General features: G+C 69.1%; 16 protein-coding genes. 15 read left to right on the top strand and 1 reads right to left on the bottom strand.

From position 1 onward, the window contains the following. From ACIA1L_RS23770 to ACIA1L_RS23750, 5 genes are all read left to right on the top strand, one after another. The gene (locus ACIA1L_RS23770) at positions 1 to 441 is read left to right on the top strand and encodes a hypothetical protein (protein WP_396075062.1); all 441 of its coding nucleotides are present in this window, start codon (positions 1 to 3) and stop codon (positions 439 to 441) included. Next, entirely contained in the window at positions 438 to 2,063 is a 1,626-nt protein-coding gene (locus tag ACIA1L_RS23765; RefSeq protein ID WP_396075061.1) for a cation acetate symporter, read from the top strand. The genes ACIA1L_RS23770 and ACIA1L_RS23765 overlap by 4 nt, the downstream gene beginning before the upstream one ends. Positions 2,064 to 2,175: 112 nt before the next feature. After that, positions 2,176 to 3,243, top strand: coding sequence for a hypothetical protein (locus ACIA1L_RS23760; RefSeq protein WP_396075060.1), 1,068 nt, complete (start codon positions 2,176 to 2,178; stop codon positions 3,241 to 3,243). Between the two features lie 81 nt (positions 3,244 to 3,324). After that, the gene (locus tag ACIA1L_RS23755) at positions 3,325 to 4,101 is read left to right on the top strand and encodes an ABC transporter ATP-binding protein (RefSeq protein ID WP_396075059.1); all 777 of its coding nucleotides are present in this window, start codon (positions 3,325 to 3,327) and stop codon (positions 4,099 to 4,101) included. Continuing rightward, positions 4,098 to 5,687 carry an ABC transporter permease gene (locus tag ACIA1L_RS23750; RefSeq protein ID WP_396075130.1) on the top strand — a complete coding sequence of 530 codons (1,590 nt, stop codon included), beginning with the start codon at positions 4,098 to 4,100 and terminating at the stop codon, positions 5,685 to 5,687. Before ACIA1L_RS23755 ends, ACIA1L_RS23750 begins: the two co-directional genes overlap by 4 nt. A gap of 93 nt (positions 5,688 to 5,780) precedes the next feature. Here the strand turns inward: ACIA1L_RS23750 and trpS are convergent, their stop codons facing one another. Then, the gene (trpS, locus tag ACIA1L_RS23745) at positions 5,781 to 6,767 is read right to left on the bottom strand and encodes a tryptophan--tRNA ligase (RefSeq protein ID WP_396075058.1); all 987 of its coding nucleotides are present in this window, start codon (positions 6,765 to 6,767) and stop codon (positions 5,781 to 5,783) included. Between the two features lie 110 nt (positions 6,768 to 6,877). Here trpS and ACIA1L_RS23740 point away from each other — a divergent pair, with 110 nt between their 5' ends. From ACIA1L_RS23740 to ACIA1L_RS23695, 10 genes are all read left to right on the top strand, one after another. Further along, the gene (locus ACIA1L_RS23740; RefSeq protein WP_396075129.1) at positions 6,878 to 7,468 is read left to right on the top strand and encodes a flavin reductase family protein; all 591 of its coding nucleotides are present in this window, start codon (positions 6,878 to 6,880) and stop codon (positions 7,466 to 7,468) included. Positions 7,469 to 7,578: 110 nt separating this feature from the next. Further along, on the top strand, positions 7,579 to 7,959 hold the full coding sequence (locus tag ACIA1L_RS23735) for a DUF485 domain-containing protein (RefSeq protein WP_396075057.1): 381 nt from the start codon (positions 7,579 to 7,581) through the stop codon (positions 7,957 to 7,959). Next, the gene (locus tag ACIA1L_RS23730) at positions 7,956 to 9,587 is read left to right on the top strand and encodes a cation acetate symporter (protein ID WP_396075056.1); all 1,632 of its coding nucleotides are present in this window, start codon (positions 7,956 to 7,958) and stop codon (positions 9,585 to 9,587) included. Before ACIA1L_RS23735 ends, ACIA1L_RS23730 begins: the two co-directional genes overlap by 4 nt. A 68-nt stretch (positions 9,588 to 9,655) precedes the next feature. Further along, positions 9,656 to 10,624, top strand: coding sequence for an NAD-dependent epimerase/dehydratase family protein (locus tag ACIA1L_RS23725; RefSeq protein WP_396075055.1), 969 nt, complete (start codon positions 9,656 to 9,658; stop codon positions 10,622 to 10,624). A 107-nt stretch (positions 10,625 to 10,731) separates the two neighbouring features. Next, on the top strand, positions 10,732 to 12,042 hold the full coding sequence (locus tag ACIA1L_RS23720) for an LCP family protein (protein WP_396075054.1): 1,311 nt from the start codon (positions 10,732 to 10,734) through the stop codon (positions 12,040 to 12,042). 123 nt (positions 12,043 to 12,165) lie between these two features. Beyond that, positions 12,166 to 13,260 (top strand): LCP family protein, encoded by a 1,095-nt coding sequence (locus ACIA1L_RS23715; protein WP_396075053.1) that lies wholly within the window; start codon positions 12,166 to 12,168, stop codon positions 13,258 to 13,260. A 16-nt stretch (positions 13,261 to 13,276) separates the two neighbouring features. Beyond that, positions 13,277 to 13,612 carry a rhodanese-like domain-containing protein gene (locus tag ACIA1L_RS23710; protein ID WP_396075052.1) on the top strand — a complete coding sequence of 112 codons (336 nt, stop codon included), beginning with the start codon at positions 13,277 to 13,279 and terminating at the stop codon, positions 13,610 to 13,612. Beyond that, on the top strand, positions 13,609 to 14,409 hold the full coding sequence (locus tag ACIA1L_RS23705) for a glycerophosphodiester phosphodiesterase (protein ID WP_396075051.1): 801 nt from the start codon (positions 13,609 to 13,611) through the stop codon (positions 14,407 to 14,409). Before ACIA1L_RS23710 ends, ACIA1L_RS23705 begins: the two co-directional genes overlap by 4 nt. An 85-nt stretch (positions 14,410 to 14,494) precedes the next feature. Further along, positions 14,495 to 15,925, top strand: a complete 1,431-nt coding sequence (locus tag ACIA1L_RS23700; protein WP_396075050.1) for an ATP-binding protein — start codon at positions 14,495 to 14,497, stop codon at positions 15,923 to 15,925. 80 nt (positions 15,926 to 16,005) lie between these two features. After that, positions 16,006 to 16,893, top strand: coding sequence for a DUF5926 family protein (locus ACIA1L_RS23695; protein ID WP_396075049.1), 888 nt, complete (start codon positions 16,006 to 16,008; stop codon positions 16,891 to 16,893). Positions 16,894 to 17,108: the final 215 nt, after the last annotated feature.

Below are 17,108 nucleotides of genomic sequence, written 5' to 3'. Positions count from 1 at the left end.
ATGGGCGACGATCAGGAAGGTGCAAGCAAACCGCTGCGTACCCGGGTCGTGCTCGGTGAGGCGGCTGCGACCCGCGTCGGGTCGGTCGCACCGCAGGTCCCGGCGCGCCGGAGCTCGCCCGACTCGCCCGAGCGGGGCCGGACGGATCTCGCGGAACAGACGCCGGTCGGGGATGCGCTGGTCAAGGGGCTGGTGCGGGCACAGCTGGCGCTGGCCGTACGGCTGAGCCTGGTGGTTGTGGCCGGGTTGGGGGCGTTGCCGCTGCTGTTCGCGGTGGCGCCCACGGTCGGGCGCGTCACCGTGCTGGGCGTCAACCTGCCGTGGCTGCTGCTCGGGTTGCTCGCGTTTCCGTTCCTGGTCACGGTGGGTTGGGCGTACGTGCACTGGGCCGAACGCAACGAGCAGGACTTCACCGCCGTCGTCCGCAGGCCCGAGGGGTGAATCCGTACGTCGCACCCGGGCTGGTCGTGGTCGTGCTGATCACGGTCGGCATCGGCGCGTACGGGCTGCGGTTCGCACGGACCACTTCGGACTTTCTGGTGGCATCACGGTCGGTGAGCCCGGCGTGGAACGCTGCCGCGATCGGTGGCGAGTACCTGTCGGCGGCATCGTTCCTCGGGGTGGCGGGGCTGGTGCTGCGGTACGGCGTCGACGTCCTCTGGTATCCGGTCGGGTTCGCCGCCGGCTACCTGGCTCTGTTGTTGTTCGTGGCCGCACCGCTGCGCAGGTCCGGGGCGTTCACCCTGCCGGACTTCTGCGAGGTGCGATTGCGGTCCCCGCTGCTGCGCCGGTTGGCAACGGTGTTCGTGGTCTTCATCGGCTGCCTCTACCTGGTGCCGCAGTTGCAGGGCGCGGGCCTCACGTTCACCACGGTCACCGGCGGCCGGTACGAGTGGGGTGCGCTGCTGGTCGGGCTGGTCGTCACCGCGAACGTCGCACTGGGCGGGATGCGGGCGATCACCTTCGTGCAGGCGTTCCAGTACTGGCTGAAGCTGACTGCTCTTGCCGTACCCGTCATATTTCTGGCCCTGCAGTGGCAGGCGGATGGGCGGCCAGCTGTCACACCGCCGGCCGGACCGGTTTTTTCGGCCGCGACGACCGTCGTGGTCGAGCAGGACGCCCTGCTGGACGGCACGGTCCGGGTGCAGAAAGGCGAGGAGCTGACCTTCGCGGCCGGTGATCCGGTGCCGCAGGTCAGCTCGGTCGACGACAACCGGGGCACGGCCTGGCTGCTGCCGGGCGGTGAGGCGGGCCTGTTCGCAACGTATTCGCTGATCCTGGCGACGTTTCTCGGCACGATGGGCCTTCCGCACGTCCTGGTCAGGTTCTATACCAATCCGGACGGCGCCTCAGCCCGGCGGACGACCTTGGTAGTGCTGGCGTTGGTGGGCCTCTTCTACCTGTTGCCCACCCTGTATGGCGTCCTCGGTCGCATCTACACGCCGCAGTTGTTGATGACTGGACGGACGGACGCTGTGGTGTTGTTGCTCCCGGAGGCCGCGCTGGGCGGGGGACATCTCGGTCAGGCGCTCGGAGCGTTGGTCACCGCCGGCGCCCTGGCCGCATTTCTCTCCACCTCATCGGGGCTGTTGACCAGCGTCGCCGGGGTGGTCTTCACCGATGTGCTGCACGCCGACCGGGGCGGGTCGATCCGGGATTTCCGGGTGGCGACAGTGCTGGCAGCGCTCGTACCGATGGCGTTGTCCTTCCATGTCGCCGACCTGGACGTGTCGCGGGTGGTCGGGTTGGCGTTTGCGGTGGCGGCGTCGAGCTTCTGCCCGCTGCTGGTGTTGGGCATCTGGTGGCGGGGGCTGACGGATGTCGGCGCGGCGGCCGGAATTGTGGTCGGCGGCGGCGCAGCGATGGCCGCGGTGTTACTGACGGTGATGGGACCGCCGCTGGGCGGCTGGGCGGGCCAGTTGATCGGCCAACCGGCGGCGTGGTCTGTGCCACTGGCATTTGTCGTCATGATCGCCGGATCTTTGCTGACAAAGCAGCGAATACCCGCCAACGTTGGGTCCACCATGGTGCGGTTGCATGCGCCGGAATCGGTGCGGCTCTGATTTTTTAAGAGAGTTATCTGAACTGTTCAACCCCCACCCTCCGTAGATAACGATGCTGCAACGGGGCAGCTCGTCGAACGAGAGGGAGCGGTGTATGTACCGGAGAAGCAGGTTGACCGGCCGGACCCGCAAGGTGCTGATCGGTGTCGCTGCTGCGGCCCTCGCCGGCGGCGCATTCGCAGTCAGCACGGGCATCAGTAGCGCGGCCGAAAGTTGTGCCGGGTTCGACAACGCCCTGCAGCAGAACCTGAACTTCATCGCCGATCAGCAGGCCAACCCGGACGCGCAGTCCGCGGCCCGGATCGCGAACCGCCAGGCCGTGGTCGATCTCATCAACCTGCAACGCCGGGAAGCCGGTTGCGCCGGCAACGGCCAAGCCCAGAACAACGGCCAAGCCCAGAACAACGGTCAGGGCCAGAACAACGGGCAAGGCCAGGGGAATGGTCAGGGCCAGGGCAACGGGCAAGGCGCTGCGGGCGAGGTCGTCTGCAAGGGCTCGACCGTTACCCTCTCCGGCGATGGCGGCGCCCCGGCGGCTACCAGCGGCGACTTCCCGGTCGGTACCACCCTCAAGGTGACCAACCTGGACAACAACAAGAGCACCACCGTCAAGGTGGCGGGACCGTCCGGCAGCTGCGTGCTGCTGAACAACGCGGCGTTCGAGCAGGTTCGCGAGCCGGGCAAAAACGTCATTCGCCGCGCGGTCATCGAGCGCGTGGGCCAGCCCCAGGGCAATGGCAACGCCGGTCAGGGCAATGGCAACGCCGGTCAGGGCAACGGCAACGCCGGTCAGGGCAACGGCAACGCCGGCCAGGGCAACGGCAACGCCGGCCAGGGCAACAACGGCAATGGGCAGGGCCAAGGCAATAACGGCAACGGCCAGGGCAACAACGGCCAGAACCAGGGCCAGGGTCAGGGTCAGGGCGCCGCGGGCGAGGTCGTCTGCAAGGGCTCGACCGTCACTCTCTCCGGCGAGGCGGGCGCGCCGGCCGCGTCCAGCGGTGACTTCCCGATTGGTACCACCCTCAAGGTGACCAACCTGGACAACGACAAGAGCACGACCGTGAAGGTGACAAGTACGTCCGGCAGCTGCGCTCTGCTGAACAGTGCCGCCTTCGAGCAGGTTCGCGAACCGGGCAAATTTCTCATTCGCCGCGCTGTTATCGAGCGGGTCGGCTAAATCGCGGTAACGACCGGGTGAGGGGTTCGGGCCATGCACGGGGTGGCCCGAACCCCTTAACACCCACTAAGTTCTCGGGTTATGACCGTCCCCCACCAGCGCACCCATTCCGATTCCGCGCTGGCACTGCACGGTCTGGTCAAGCAATTTGAAACTAAAGTCGCGGTTGCCGGAATTGACCTCGAAGTCCCGGCAGGTTCCTTCTTCGGCCTGCTCGGCCCCAACGGCGCCGGCAAAACCACGACACTGTCCATGGCGGTCGGTTTGCTGCGGCCCGACGCCGGGCAGGCCCGGATCCTCGGGTACGACGTCTGGGCCGACCCGGTAGCCGCGAAAGCCCGCATCGGCGTCCTGCCCGACGGCGTCCGCCTCTTCGATCGGCTCACCGGCACCGAACTGCTCGCGTACCACGGGCTGCTGCGCGGGATGGACTCCGGCGAGGTGGAACGGCGCGCCACCGAGTTGATGGACGTCCTGGAGCTGGGCGCGGGCAACCGGACCATGGTGGTCGACTACTCGGCCGGAATGAAGAAAAAGATCGGGCTGGCCTGCGCGCTGCTGCACGCGCCGCGGCTGCTGGTGCTGGACGAGCCGTTCGAAGCCGTCGACCCGGTGTCGGCAGCCCTGATCCGCGACATCCTCCAGCGTTATGTGGCCGGCGGCGGCACCGTGGTCTTCTCGAGCCACGTGATGGCGGTCGTCGAGCGACTGTGCAGCCACGTCGCGATCATGGCCGACGGCGTCATCCGGGTCCGCGGCACGCTCGCCGAGGTCCAGGGCGACCGCTCCCTCGAAGACGTCTTCGTGGAAGTCGTCGGCGGCCGCACGGCGAGCGGCACGGAGCTTGCGTGGCTGTGAAAGCTCGGCATTTCGTCCGCCTCAAGCTGCGCATCACCGCCAACGGACTACGCGCCCAAGGCTGGCGCGTGGCGCTGTTCGTGCTGGGCGTGCTGTTCGCCGTTTTCGGGGCACTCGCCGGATATGCCGTCTTCAGCCTGCCCGGACTGATCGAGAAGCAGCGCGCGGCCGAAGCAGTCCTGCCCCTGGGCGGCGCCGTCCTCATTCTGGGCTGGCTGTTCCTGCCCCTGGTGTTCTTCGGGGTGGATGAGTCGCTCGACCCGGCCCGGTTCGCGCTGCTCCCGCTGCGCCGCCGTACGTTGATCAAAGGTTTGCTTGCGGCGGCACTGGTTGGCCTGCCGGCCCTGGCGACCTTTGTCGGGACGCTGGGCATGGTGCACACCGCGGCGCGGCTCGGCGGTCCGACCGCTGCCGTCGCCCAGCTGACCGGCGTGAGTCTCGGGCTGTTGCTGTGCGCGACGCTCAGTCGAGCAGTCACCAGCGCGTTCGCGACCGCGCTCCGCAGTCGACGGTCCCGAGACCTCGCCACCGTGCTGCTCGCCGTGACCGCCGCACTGCTCGGGCCGTTGCAGATCGCCGCGATCGCCGGGGCGGAGAACGCCGACTGGGACCGGGTCGCCGCGTTCGCGGACGTGGTGGCCTGGACGCCGCTCGGCGCGCCGTACAGCGTCGGCACCGACCTCGCAGCGGACCGGGCCTGGGCCGTACCCATCAAGCTCGGCATGGCCGTCGCCTCGATCGCACTCCTGCTCTGGTGGTGGTCGGCGACGGTCGAGCGGTCCATGGTTGGCACGGCGGGCAGCGCGCGGCCACGCGAGCGAGCAGGCTCGGCCCGCGGACCGGTCGCCCAACTCGTGCCGCGCTGGTTGCCGCAGACCCGGTTCGGCGCGTTGACCGCCCGCGAGATCCGCTATTGGTGGCGCGAGACGCGGCGGCGAGCCAGCCTGATCACCTTCGGCGTGGTCGGCGTCTTCCTGCCCGTGTTCGTCACCCTGGGCACCGAGTCGTTGGCCGGCCCGGCCACCATGCTCGCCTTCATCGGCGCGCTCGCGGCCATCACCCTCGCCAACCAGTTCGGCTTCGAGGGCAGCGCCTACGCGGCCAACATCGTCGCCGGCGTTCCGGGGCGCGTCGAGCTGGCATCGCGGGTCGCCGGTTTTTCCGCGTACGCCGGCCCGGCGCTCCTCGCCATCACCGTGCTGATCGGCGCCACGACCGGCCAACCCGCCGCCATTCCGGCCCTGCTCGGCACGGTCGTGGCCGCGTACGCGGTCGGTATCGCCGTCGTCCTGCCGATCTCGGTCCGGGCCGCCTACCCGCTGCCGGACTCCGCCAACCCGTTCGCCATGTCGTCCGGCGGCGGCATGGCGAAGGGCATGCTCAGCCTCGCGGCGCTGTTCGGCGCTGCGCTCGCGACCGCCCCGCTGCAACTGGGCGCGTGGCTCCTGGGCGACGCCTGGCTGTGGGTCGGCCTCCCCGTCGGCGCCCTCTACGGCGCTGCGGCGCTCGCCCTCGGCTTGCGGCTGTCCGGCCCCCTGCTCGACCGCCGAATGCCCGAACTGCTAGCCACGGTCAGCGCCCGCTGACGCGACCCGAGCCACGGTAAGCGCACGCTCACCCGGACCGGTCGCCACCGTCAGCGCACGCTGAGCGCTGACCGATCGCCACGTCAACGCAGCTCAAAAGGCCGCACCCATCGCGGCACGCACCTCGCGCAGGGTCTGATCGGCGAGCTCGTTGGCGCGCGCATTTCCGGCCCGCAGCAGCGACCGGACGAAGCCCGGATCCTGTGCGTACGCCGCCCGGCGCTCCCGGATCGGCGCGAGGAACTCGTTCACCGCCTCGGTAACCACCCGCTTCAGCGTCGCCGCACCGGCGCTGCCGAGCTCCTCGGCCACCGCGTGCGGTGACCGACCCTGGCAGAGGGCGGCGAGGTGGAGCAGGCCCGAGACGCCGGGACGATGTTCCGGGTCGTACGTGATGTGCCGGTCGGCGTCGGTGGTCGCCGCCTTGATCAGCCGTGCAGTCTCGTCCGGCGTCGCGGCCAGAGCGATCGCGTTGCCGCGGCTCTTGCTCATCTTGCGGCCGTCTGTCCCGGCCAGCACGGGCGCTTCGCTGAGCAGCCCCTCCGGCACGGGAAAGACCGGGCCGTAGCGTTCGTTGAAGCGCCGGGCGACCGTACGCGTGACCTCGATGTGCGGCAGTTGATCTTGACCCACCGGCACGAGGTTGCCCTTGCAGAACAGGATGTCCGCGGCCTGATGCACCGGGTAGGTGAACATCAGGCCGCTGACGGAGCTCTGCCTCGAGTGACCGATCTCGTCCTTGACGGTTGGATTCCGCTGCAGCTCCGGCACGGTGACCAGGCTCAGAAACGGCAACAGCAACTGGTTGAGCGCGGGCACGGCACTGTGCGCGAAGACCGTGGTCCGATCCGGATCCAGCCCAGCGGCCAGATAGTCGAGCACCAGCCCCTCGACAGTCTCGGCGAGTCGATCGGCGACGTCCCGATCGGTCAGCACCTGGTAGTCCGCCACGACGACAATCAGGTCGGCGCCGCGCTGTTGCAGCTCGACCCGGTTGCGCAAGGTGCCGAAGTAGTGGCCCAGGTGCAGCGGGCCGGTCGGCCGGTCGCCGGTCAGCACACGGGAGTCGGTCATGGTCATCGGTGTCTCCTCAGGGTTGTCGGACAGCCCCGGGACACAAAAAAACGGGCCGTCCGAACGGACGGCCCGAGCACGCAGAAGGGAAGCCGTCGCTAGGACGACCACCAGTTCTGTACGCGCACGGTATTCACGTCGCCCAGCATACGCCGGGCACCGGCAGAATGTTTCACGTGAATCATGAGACGGGTGGGCGCATCCACTCCACCGATCCGTTCGCTACGCCGGAGCAGGAGAAGTCGCCGATCCGGCGGCTGCGCGGCCGGCTTGCCGCACCCGTCACGTTGTGGACCGCGCCGGGACCGGCCGGACTGACGGTGTCGTCGATGCTCGTCGCTGACGGTGCACCCGGCCGGGTGCTCGGCCTGGTCGACGAGGAGAGCGACTTCTACGACGCGGCTCTGACCGCCGGACGGTTCGCCGTTTCCGCGCTCGGCCCAGCCGACCAGCAGCTCGCCGACAAGTTCGCGGGACTGATGCCCGCACCGGGTGGCCTCTTCGCGGGCGGCGACTGGACGGAGACGGCGTACGGACCGGTGCCACGGTCGGCGCCGACGTGGGCGGGTTGCCTGATCGACACGAAACGGGCGTACGGCTGGGCAATGTTGATCGAGGCGACCATCGAGACCGCTGAGTTCGCCGGTGCCGGCGAGCCCGATCCACTCCTGCATTTCCGGGGCCGTTACCGCAGGTTGGACCGGTAGGCGCAGCCCGGGCGCCGCTCGGCGCACCACGCGAACCGATGACCGGTCGCGCTCGGGTCCACTCCGTACGGTGCTCGCAGACCTGTCCCCCCACGAAGGTGGTGAGCCCGTTGACGACCGATGCGACCCCGGCCGAGAAGTACCTGGAGGTCCAGCGCTCCGCCGAGTTCTCCGCGTTGCGCAGGAAGCTACGCAGGTTCGTCTTCCCGATGACGATCGCGTTCTTCGTCTGGTACGCGCTCTACGTTCTCCTGTCCGCGTACGCCCGCGGTTTCATGTCCTTGAAGCTCGTCGGCAACATCAACGTCGCGCTGCTGTTCGGCCTGTTGCAGTTCGTTTCGACCTTCCTGATCGCCTGGTTCTACGCGCGGTACGCCGCACGGGAGCTCGACCCGATCGCCGACAAGATCGGTAACGAGCTGGCCGGGACGACCGTGCCCTCCGCTCGCAAGCCCGAGGACACCACGACGGACTCGGAGGCCGCCAAATGAGTCGTACCCTGACGATCACGCTCTTCCTGGTCTTCGTGGCGTTCACGCTGGGGATCACCATCTGGGCCAGCCGGCAGACCAAGACGGCGACCGACTTCTACGCCGGCGGCCGCCAGTTCTCCGGGTTCCAGAACGGCATGGCGATCGGCGGCGACTACATGTCGGCGGCGTCCTTCCTGGGCATCGCCGGCCTCATCGCGCTCTACGGCTACGACGGCTTCCTCTACTCGATCGGCTTCCTGGTCGCCTGGCTCGTGGCGCTGCTGCTGGTCGCGGAGTTCCTGCGCAACTCGGGCCGGTACACGATGGCCGACGTGCTGGCGTTCCGGATGCGCCAGCGCCCGGTCCGCACGGCCGCGTCGGTCTCCACCATCGTCGTGTCGATCTTCTACCTGATCGCGCAGATGGTCGGCGCGGGTGCGCTGGTGAGCCTGCTGCTCGGCATCAAGGCGGACACCACCTTCCTCGGCATGGACGCGGCCACGGCCAAGGTCGCCACCATCATCCTGGTGGGCGCGCTGATGATCGTGTACGTGGTGGTCGGCGGCATGAAGGGCACCACGTACGTCCAGATCGTCAAGGCCTTCCTGCTGATGACTGGCGCTCTGGTGATGACGGTGCTGGTGCTCGCGCACTACAAGTTCAACCTGTCGGCACTGCTCGGCGACGCCGCCGCCCGTTCCGGCAAGGGTGCGGCGTTCCTGGAACCCGGCCTGCGCTACGGCGTGGAGACGGCCAGCGCCTCGGCCACCTTCTACAGCAAGATGGACCTGCTCTCGCTGGGCATCGCGCTGGTGCTGGGCACGGCCGGCCTCCCGCACATCCTTACCCGCTTCTACACGGTGCCGACCAGCCGGGTGGCCCGCAAGAGCGTGCTATGGGCGATCGGCATCATCGGCACGTTCTATCTGTTCACCCTGGCCCTGGGCTTCGGTGCGGCGGCCTTGGTCGGCGGCACGGCGATCACCGCGCAGGACAAGGCGGGCAACACGGCCGCACCGCAGCTCGCCCAGACGCTCGGCCTCGACCTCTTCGGCGAGACCGGCGGCGCGGTACTGCTGGCGATCATCGCGGCGGTCGCGTTCGCCACGATCCTCGCGGTGGTGGCGGGCCTGACCCTGGCGTCGTCGTCGAGCGTGGCGCACGACTTCTACGCCAGCGTGATCAAGCGCGGGCAGGCGGGGGAGCGGGACGAGGTCCGGGTGGCCCGGATCTCCGCGTTCGTGATCGGCGCGGTCGCGATCATCCTGTCGATCTTCGCGCAGAGCCTGAACGTGGCGTTCCTCGTGGCGCTCGCGTTCGCGGTGGCGGCCTCGGCCAACCTGCCAGCGATCCTCTACAGCCTGTTCTGGAAGCGGTTCAACACGTCCGGCGCGCTGTGGTCGATCTACGGCGGCCTCGCCTCCGCGGTGCTGCTGGTGTTCTTCTCACCGGTGGTCTCGGGCGCGCCGACGGCCATGTTCCCCGACTCGGACTGGCACTGGTTCCCGCTGTCGAACCCGGGCATCCTCTCCATCCCGTTCGGTTTCCTCTGCGGCTGGATCGGCACCGTCATCTCCAAGGAAAGCGACGCCGACAAGTACGCCGAGCTGGAAGTCAGGTCCCTGACCGGTCACGGGGCGCACTGATCGCAGCATGCAGGGAAGGGGACCGGTGCCGGGTCAGGCGCCGGTCCCCTTCGCCTAGAGTTGGGCGCATGTCTGTGCAGCAGCGGTTCGGCGAGGGTCACCGGGTTCTGGTCAGCGGCGGGGCCGGTTTCGTGCCCTCCCACGTGGTGGACGCCCTCCTGGGCCGGGGCTGCACCGTCGTCGCCGTCGACAACTTCATCACCGGCTCGGCGGACAACGTCGCGCACCTCGCTGACGAGCCGCGGTTCACCCTCGTCGAGGCCGACGTTTCCGAAGGCCTGCCGGACCACCCGGCGCTGGCAGAGCGGTTCGACGCGGTCATGCACATGGCTTCCCCGGCCAGCCCCACCGACTTCGCGAAGCTGCCGCTGGAGATCCTCAAGGTCGGCTCGGCGGGCACGCTGGCGATGCTCGACCGCGCCCACGCGGACTCCGCCCGCTTCCTGATGGCGTCGACCTCCGAGGCGTACGGCGACCCGGCGGTGCACCCGCAGCCGGAGAGCTACTGGGGCAACGTCAACCCGGTCGGCGTGCGCGCGGTCTACGACGAGGCGAAGCGGTTCTCCGAGGCCGCCACGATGGCGTACCACCGGTTCCACGGGGTGGACACGGCCATCGTGCGGATCTTCAACACGTACGGTCCCCGGATGCGGCCGGACGACGGCCGGGCCATCCCGACGTTCATCTCGCAAGCGCAGCGGGGTGAGCCGATCACCGTGCATGGCACCGGCACGCAGACCCGGTCCATCACCTACGTCGACGACCTGGTGCGCGGCATCCTGCTGCTGCTCGACTCGACCGAGACCGGCCCCATCAACTGCGGCACCGAGCACGAGACGACCATGCTCGACCTGGCCGAGCTGATCGTGAAGCTGTCCGGCAGCTCGTCACGCGTCGAGCTGGTCGCCCGAACGGCCGACGACCCGGAGAAGCGCCGCCCCGACCTGACCTTGGCCCGCACCCTGCTCGGCTACGAGCCGGAGGTCGCGCCCGAAGAAGGCCTCCGCCGAACCATCGAATTCTTCGCAAACCACTAAATAAGTCAGGGTAGTGAACTTCTCACGAACGGTAATTGCCTCCTACGTTCGTGCCGACCCGGTGTTGATGCGAGCTTTGCCTGGTTGCGAGTACGTAACCTGAATGTATGTCTGCGCTCTCGTCTCCTTGGGATGACCCGGTCCGGCGGCCGGGTGCCATGAACCGTGCCTCGGTTCCCGGCTCCGGCGGTCGCATCAGCACCGACCGTCCCGGAGCGGGCCGCACCTACGGGGCAAGCCGTCCCGGGACCGGTCGTGCGTACGGCAGCAGCACGCGTCCCGCGGGCCGGACCTCCTACAACGACGGCGTCGACGACTACCCGTACGGCGGCGGCAGCGGACCGGGCGGGCCCTCGGGCCCGCCGCGGGGTCCGGGCAGCGGCCGGGGCGGAAGCCCGTACAAGGGCCGCCGCAAGCCGCGCTGGGGTCGCATCGCCATGGTGGCCGGCATCGCGGTCATCGTGATCGGTCTGGTCGCCGGCATCTCGCTGTACGGCTACGCGAACGGGCTCAACTCCGACCTCAAGCGGACCGACGCGTTCTCCGACCTCACCAACGGCCGGCCAGCCAAGACGGTCGACGGCGCGCTCAACATCCTGCTGGTCGGCAGCGACTCCCGCGACCCGGACGCCGTCCAGAACGCGTCCAACGAGTGGCGCGCGGACACGATGATCGTCATGCACATCCCGAAGAGCCAGGACTCGGCGCAGCTCGTGTCGATCCCCCGGGACCTGTGGGTGACCATCCCGCCCGAGAACAACGCCGACTGCGGCACCGGCAGCCGCGCCAAGATCAATGCGGCGTTCGCCTTCGGTGGCCTGCCCCGCGCGGTACGCACCGTCGAGTGCATGACCGACGTCCGCCTGGACCACGTGCTCGCCATCGACTTCGGCGGCTTCAAGGAGGTCACCGACGCGCTCGGCGGCGTGGACCTCAAGGTGGAGCAGAGCATCACGTCGATCCACAAGCCGTACCGCAAGTTCACCAAGGGCAAGATGCACATGAACGGCGCCGAGGCTCTGGACTGGATCCGACAGCGCAAGCAGTTCGCGCGCGGCGACTTCGCCCGGATGCAGCACCAGCAGGAGTTCCTCAAGGCGCTGATGGACAAGGCGGCCAGCACCGGCACGCTGACCAGCCCGTCGAAACTGAACGACTTCCTCAAGGCCGTCACCAACGCCATCACCGCCGACGAGAAGTTCTCGCTCACGGATATGGCACTGCAATTCCGTAACTTGCGTGGCGACAAGCTCAAATTCATCACCAGCCCCAACATCGGCAGCGAAACCATTGAGGGCCAGAGCGTCGTGGTCGCTGACCGTGAGAAAGCACTCGCTTTATACGAGGCGATGGCTGCCGACAAGATGGATGAGTGGTTGAAGACGAACACCAAGTCGGACCAGCAGTCAGGCGGCTGATCTTTTCGAAGAATCGGTCACACGGCGCGGGTCAGGCGGTTTCGCCTCCCGCGCCGTTTTCGTGTGAACGGCGCGACTACCGCTCGGCAACAAAGCCGGACAAGCGGAGCGCTGGGAGAATGCGTGGCGAAACGCAAGGGACCATTCTGGGCCAGAACCGCCGTGGTCCTCGGCGCAGTGCTGATGATGGGTGCCGGCGCCAGCATCGCCGGTACGCACTGGCTCGTCAGCAGCGCAACCGGCTCGATCAGTCAGGACACGCTGATCACGGGTGGCACGCGCAAGGCTCCCTCGGCGGGCGGCGGCAACATCGACGGCCCGGTCGACATCCTGCTGATGGGCGTCGACGCCCGCAAGCGCCTCGCCGAGGACGCCCTGCACGCCGACACGATCATCGCCCTGCATATTCCGGCCAGCCATGACCAGGCATACCTGGTGTCGATCCCGCGGGACACCAAGATGAAGGTGCCCGCATTCGCAAAGTCGAAATACCCGGGCGGGACCGCCAAAGCCACGGAAGCGTTCTTCTTCGGCGCCCAGAACGGCGGCGGGTACACCGGCGGCGCCCAGCTGCTCACCCAAACTCTCAAGATCAATACTGGGCTGACCTTCGACGGCGCGGCGATCATCGACTTCAGCGGCTTCAAAAGCGTCATCGAGGAGCTCGGCGGCGTCAAAATGTGCGTCGACCAGCGGGTCAAGTCACACCACATGAAGCTCGTCGACGGCAAGCCCCTCTACCTGGCCGAGGCGCGGCAGGCAGGCGGCACGAAGCAGGACATCTGGTACGAGAAGGGCTGCCGCCAGATGGCTGGCTGGGAAGCCCTCGACTACGCCCGCCAGCGGTACGGCCTCAAGAACGGCGACTACGACCGCCAGCGGCACCAACAGCAGCTCATCAAGGCGATCGCCAAGAAGGCGGCCAGCGGCGGAGTGCTGACCAACCCGTTCAAGGTCAAAAACCTGATCCAGGCGGCCGGCAAGGCGTTCGTCCTGGACACCGGCGGAGTGCGCATCGAAGACTTCATCTTCGGGCTCAAGGGCGTCGCCGCCAAGGACATGGTGCTGCTGCGCACCAACAACGGCACCTTCGCCGGCGCCGGCGACGGCAGCGAGACGATCACGCCCAAGAGCATGGAAATGTACGACGCCGTCCGGCGCGACCGGCTCAGCCAGTTCATCCTGGCCAACCCGGACGTCGTGGCGAAAGAGAAGTAGTTCTACGCTGGGCATCGTGTTCGGACCACAGGTACCCAGCGTGACGCCGTCGCAGGTCGAACCCGCGACCTACCTGCTCGACGTGCGCGAGCCCGACGAATGGCAGGCCGGTCACGCGCCAGACGCGCACCACCTGCCCATGATGGAAGTGCCGGCGCGGGTCGGCGAAATCCCCACCGACACCCCAGTCGTGGTGGTCTGCCGCTCCGGCGGCCGCTCCGGCCAGGTCGTCTCCTACCTCATGGGCAACGGCTGGGACAACGTCCGCAACCTCGACGGCGGCATGCAGGCCTGGGCTGCCGCCGGGCGCGACGTGGTCAGCGAGAACGGGCAGCCGGCCCGCGTCCTGTGACTCCCGGGCGGCCGCTGGTCTTCGCGCATCGGGGCGGCGCCGACGCGCTGCCCGAGCACACGCTGGCCGCGTACCTGCGGGCGCTCGACGAGGGTGCTGACGGTGTGGAGTGTGACGTCCGGCTGACCCGCGACGGGCACCTGGTCTGCGTACACGACCGCAAGCTCAACCGGACCAGCAACGGCACCGGCCGGGTCAGCGCGAAGACGCTCGCCGAACTGGACGCGCTCGACTTCGGCTCCTGGCACGCCTCCGCGGCGGAGCTGGACGAGCCGCTGGCCGACCACACCCGGCTGCTGACCCTGGACCGGCTGTTGGAAGCCCTCCGCGGCTGCGGCCGGCCGGTCCGGTTACTCATCGAGACCAAACATCCCTCCCGGTACGGCGCCGAGGTCGAGCGGCGGCTCGTGGACACCCTGCGCAGGCACAACCTGGTGGAGCCGACGGCGGCTGCGGGCGTACACGTGACGGTCATGTCTTTCGCGGCGCTTGCGCTGCGTCGGATCCGCACGCTCGCACCCGCCGTGCCCACCGTCTACCTGCTGGAGATCCTGCCGCCCGGGGTGGGCCGCGGTCGGCTGCCGTTCGGCGCGCGCATCGCAGGGCCCGGCATCAACCTCGTTCGGTCCCGACCGGCTCTCCTGGCGAACCTACGGGCGGCCGGTCACCAGACCTACGTGTGGACCGTCAACGACGAACCCGATCTCGCGGCCGTCCTGGCGCACGGGGCGGACGGGATCATCACCGACCGCCCCCGGTTCGTGATCGACCGGCTCGATGACGCACCCCGAGTGTGACGCCAGCCACTGTCGGCCGGAATAACCGCAAGATCGACGCGCAGCGGCCTGCCGAAAAGGGGAGAAGCGAGGCACACTCGCAGACATGCCGGTAAGACCCGACTATGCCGCGCTGACCCGGGGGCAGATCGCGCTCCTCGAGCGCATCGGCGCGGGCGACACCGGCCTCACCATGCTCGGCCGGCTCGTCCGGCTCACTCAGGACGTCCTCGGCGGGCTCGGCGCCGGCTTCGCCGAATACAGCACGGGCCACGGCCGGATCATCGCCGCCAGCGGCGGCTGCGCGGGCGCCCTCGGCCGCCGCGTCGGCGCCGTCGACATCAGCGGCACCCACCTGCTGCCCCTCGACGCGGTCGACGACGCGGTCGCGGGCCGCGGCGACAGCACCGACGTCGAGCACATCCTCGGCACACCATGTGAGATGGGCGGCGTGACGATCGGTGCGCTCTACGTCTCCTACGGCCCCGCCCCCGACGGCACCGCACCAGGCCCCGAGCACCACGCTGTCCTCGAACTGCTCGCCGTCACCGCCGCCCACATGTACGGCCGACAAGCCGGCCTCCCCGTGCACGGCGCCGGCCCGGTAGTCGCCGCCCTCGCCGACGGCCTGGCCGTCGTCGACCGCGACCGCATCGTCCAACTCTGGAACCCGGCCGCCGAACGCCTCACCGGCCACCCCGCCGCCGAAGCCCTGCACCACGAACTGCCCTTCCCCGCGCCGCCGCCCGGCCAGGTCCTCGTGCACCGGCTCCCCTCCGGCCGCCGCCTCACCATCACCGCCGGTGATCTCCCCCGCACCCCAGCCCTGCGCGTCGTCACGTTCCGCGACTCCACCGACCAGGACCGCCGGAACGAAGACCGCGACCTGTTCGTCGCAGTCACCAGCCACGAGCTGCGCACCCCCGTCACCGTGATCAAGGGGTACGCCGACACGCTCACCAACCACTGGGACACCCTCGGCGAACCCGGCCGCCGAGACGCCGTACGAGCCATCGGCGCCCGTGCCGGCGAACTGGCCCGCCTGGTCGACCGGCTGCTCTCCGCCACCAGCGACGACGGCGCCGGCAACGGCTCCCCACCCGCCCCCTTCGACCTGGTGGAAGGGCTGCGCACCGCCGCCGCCGAGCTGAGCGCCGGCCTACGCCGCCGCCTCGTCCTCGAAAACCTGCCCAGCGACCTACCCAAAGCCTTCGGCGACCGTGACTCCCTCGCCACGATCCTCACCGAGCTAGCCACGAACGCCGACAAGTACTCCCCGGCCGGCACCGAGGTCACCGTGACCACAGCGGCCGACGAGACCACAGTGACCTTCCGCGTCGCCGACCGTGGCATCGGAGTGCCCGCAGAACACGTCGAGCGTGCCTTCGAGCGCTACTGGCAGGGCACCGCGGGCGAAGGCGCGGGGCTGGGCCTCTACCTCGTTCGCCGGATCGTCGAACGCCAACACGGCTGGGTGTCACTCCGGCCGCGCGACGGCGGCGGCACCGTCGCGGAGGTCCGTTTCCCGCGCGCCTGACCGTCGATAATCCATGATCGATGTGGACACGGCGGGGCGCGTACCGCGGAATCGACCGGCACCGCCTAGGCTGATTCGCCGTGAGCAAGCGTCGAAAGAACCCCCGAGCCGCCGCCGACGCGGCACCCAAGCGCCAGAAGGTGCGCGACATCTTCGTCGCCCGGCCGTTCGAGGGCCTGGCCGACGAGACCGAATGGATCGCCCTGCGCGAGCTGGTCCCGGCCGCATCCGCGCCGCTGACCCTCAAACCGGAGATCATCGAGGAGTACGGCGACCGCCCGGTCACCCTCTCCACGGTCCTGCCGATGGCCTGGCCCGCGATGACCCGCCAGGACGGCCGGGTGTTCGTCGGCCTCCAGCGGCACATCCAGTCCGGTGACGTCTCCCGGGACATCGCCGAGGCGATCCTGTGCGCGCTGCGTACGGCGCCGGGTGCCACCGTGGCCGTCCCCGCACTGCCCGGCGAAGGCCCCCGCCTCCAGGACATCCTGGTCGACGGCCCGCTCGACGTGTCGATGCACGAAGGCTTCGAATACTGGCTCGACGCCGAACAGGCCGAGGACGCCAACGTGAAGGCCTCCCTCGAGCGCGCCAATGCCTCGATCTACCCGACCGTACGGTTGGCGGCGGCACACGCGGCGTACTGGTGCCGGGTGCCGGACAAGGCCCACGTCCGCTGGGTCCTGCCCGAGCCTGAGGACACCGCGCTGGACGCCCTCGCCCGCCTCTCCGCCGCCGGCGACCTGCTGCTCGGCGACGGCACCAAGTTCGCCGGCATGTTCCGCGCCCACGGCCTGCTGGTCCCGGTCTGGGACGTGCCCGGCGAGCCCGAAGGCGCCGACTGGGAACAGCCCCTCGCCGACTTCGCCAAGCGCTACGCCGACACCCTCGCCGAAACCGGCCCCCTCGACAGCGCCGCCCGCCGCGCCAAGCAAGGCCTGGTCGGCCGCCAGTTGACCTTGCGCTGATACATGGCCTCGCCTGCGGCTCGGCAGGCACTGCGCCCCTAGGGGTCGTTGTGGAGGACACCGAAACGAACTACGGCAAAGGGCGCCTAGTTCGTTTCGGCGCCCTCCACAACGACGGGCGCAGTGCGACTTTGGTCGCCGTTTCAACACCACGGCCGTTTCGACAACCCACGGCCGCCTCGGCACCACCGCCACCTCAACCACAACGGCCGTTT

It is taken from the genome of Actinoplanes sp. NPDC051859, assembly GCF_044452725.1.
GTDB lineage: Bacteria > Actinomycetota > Actinomycetes > Mycobacteriales > Micromonosporaceae > Actinoplanes.
This window is presented reverse-complemented; position numbering and strand designations above follow the sequence as displayed.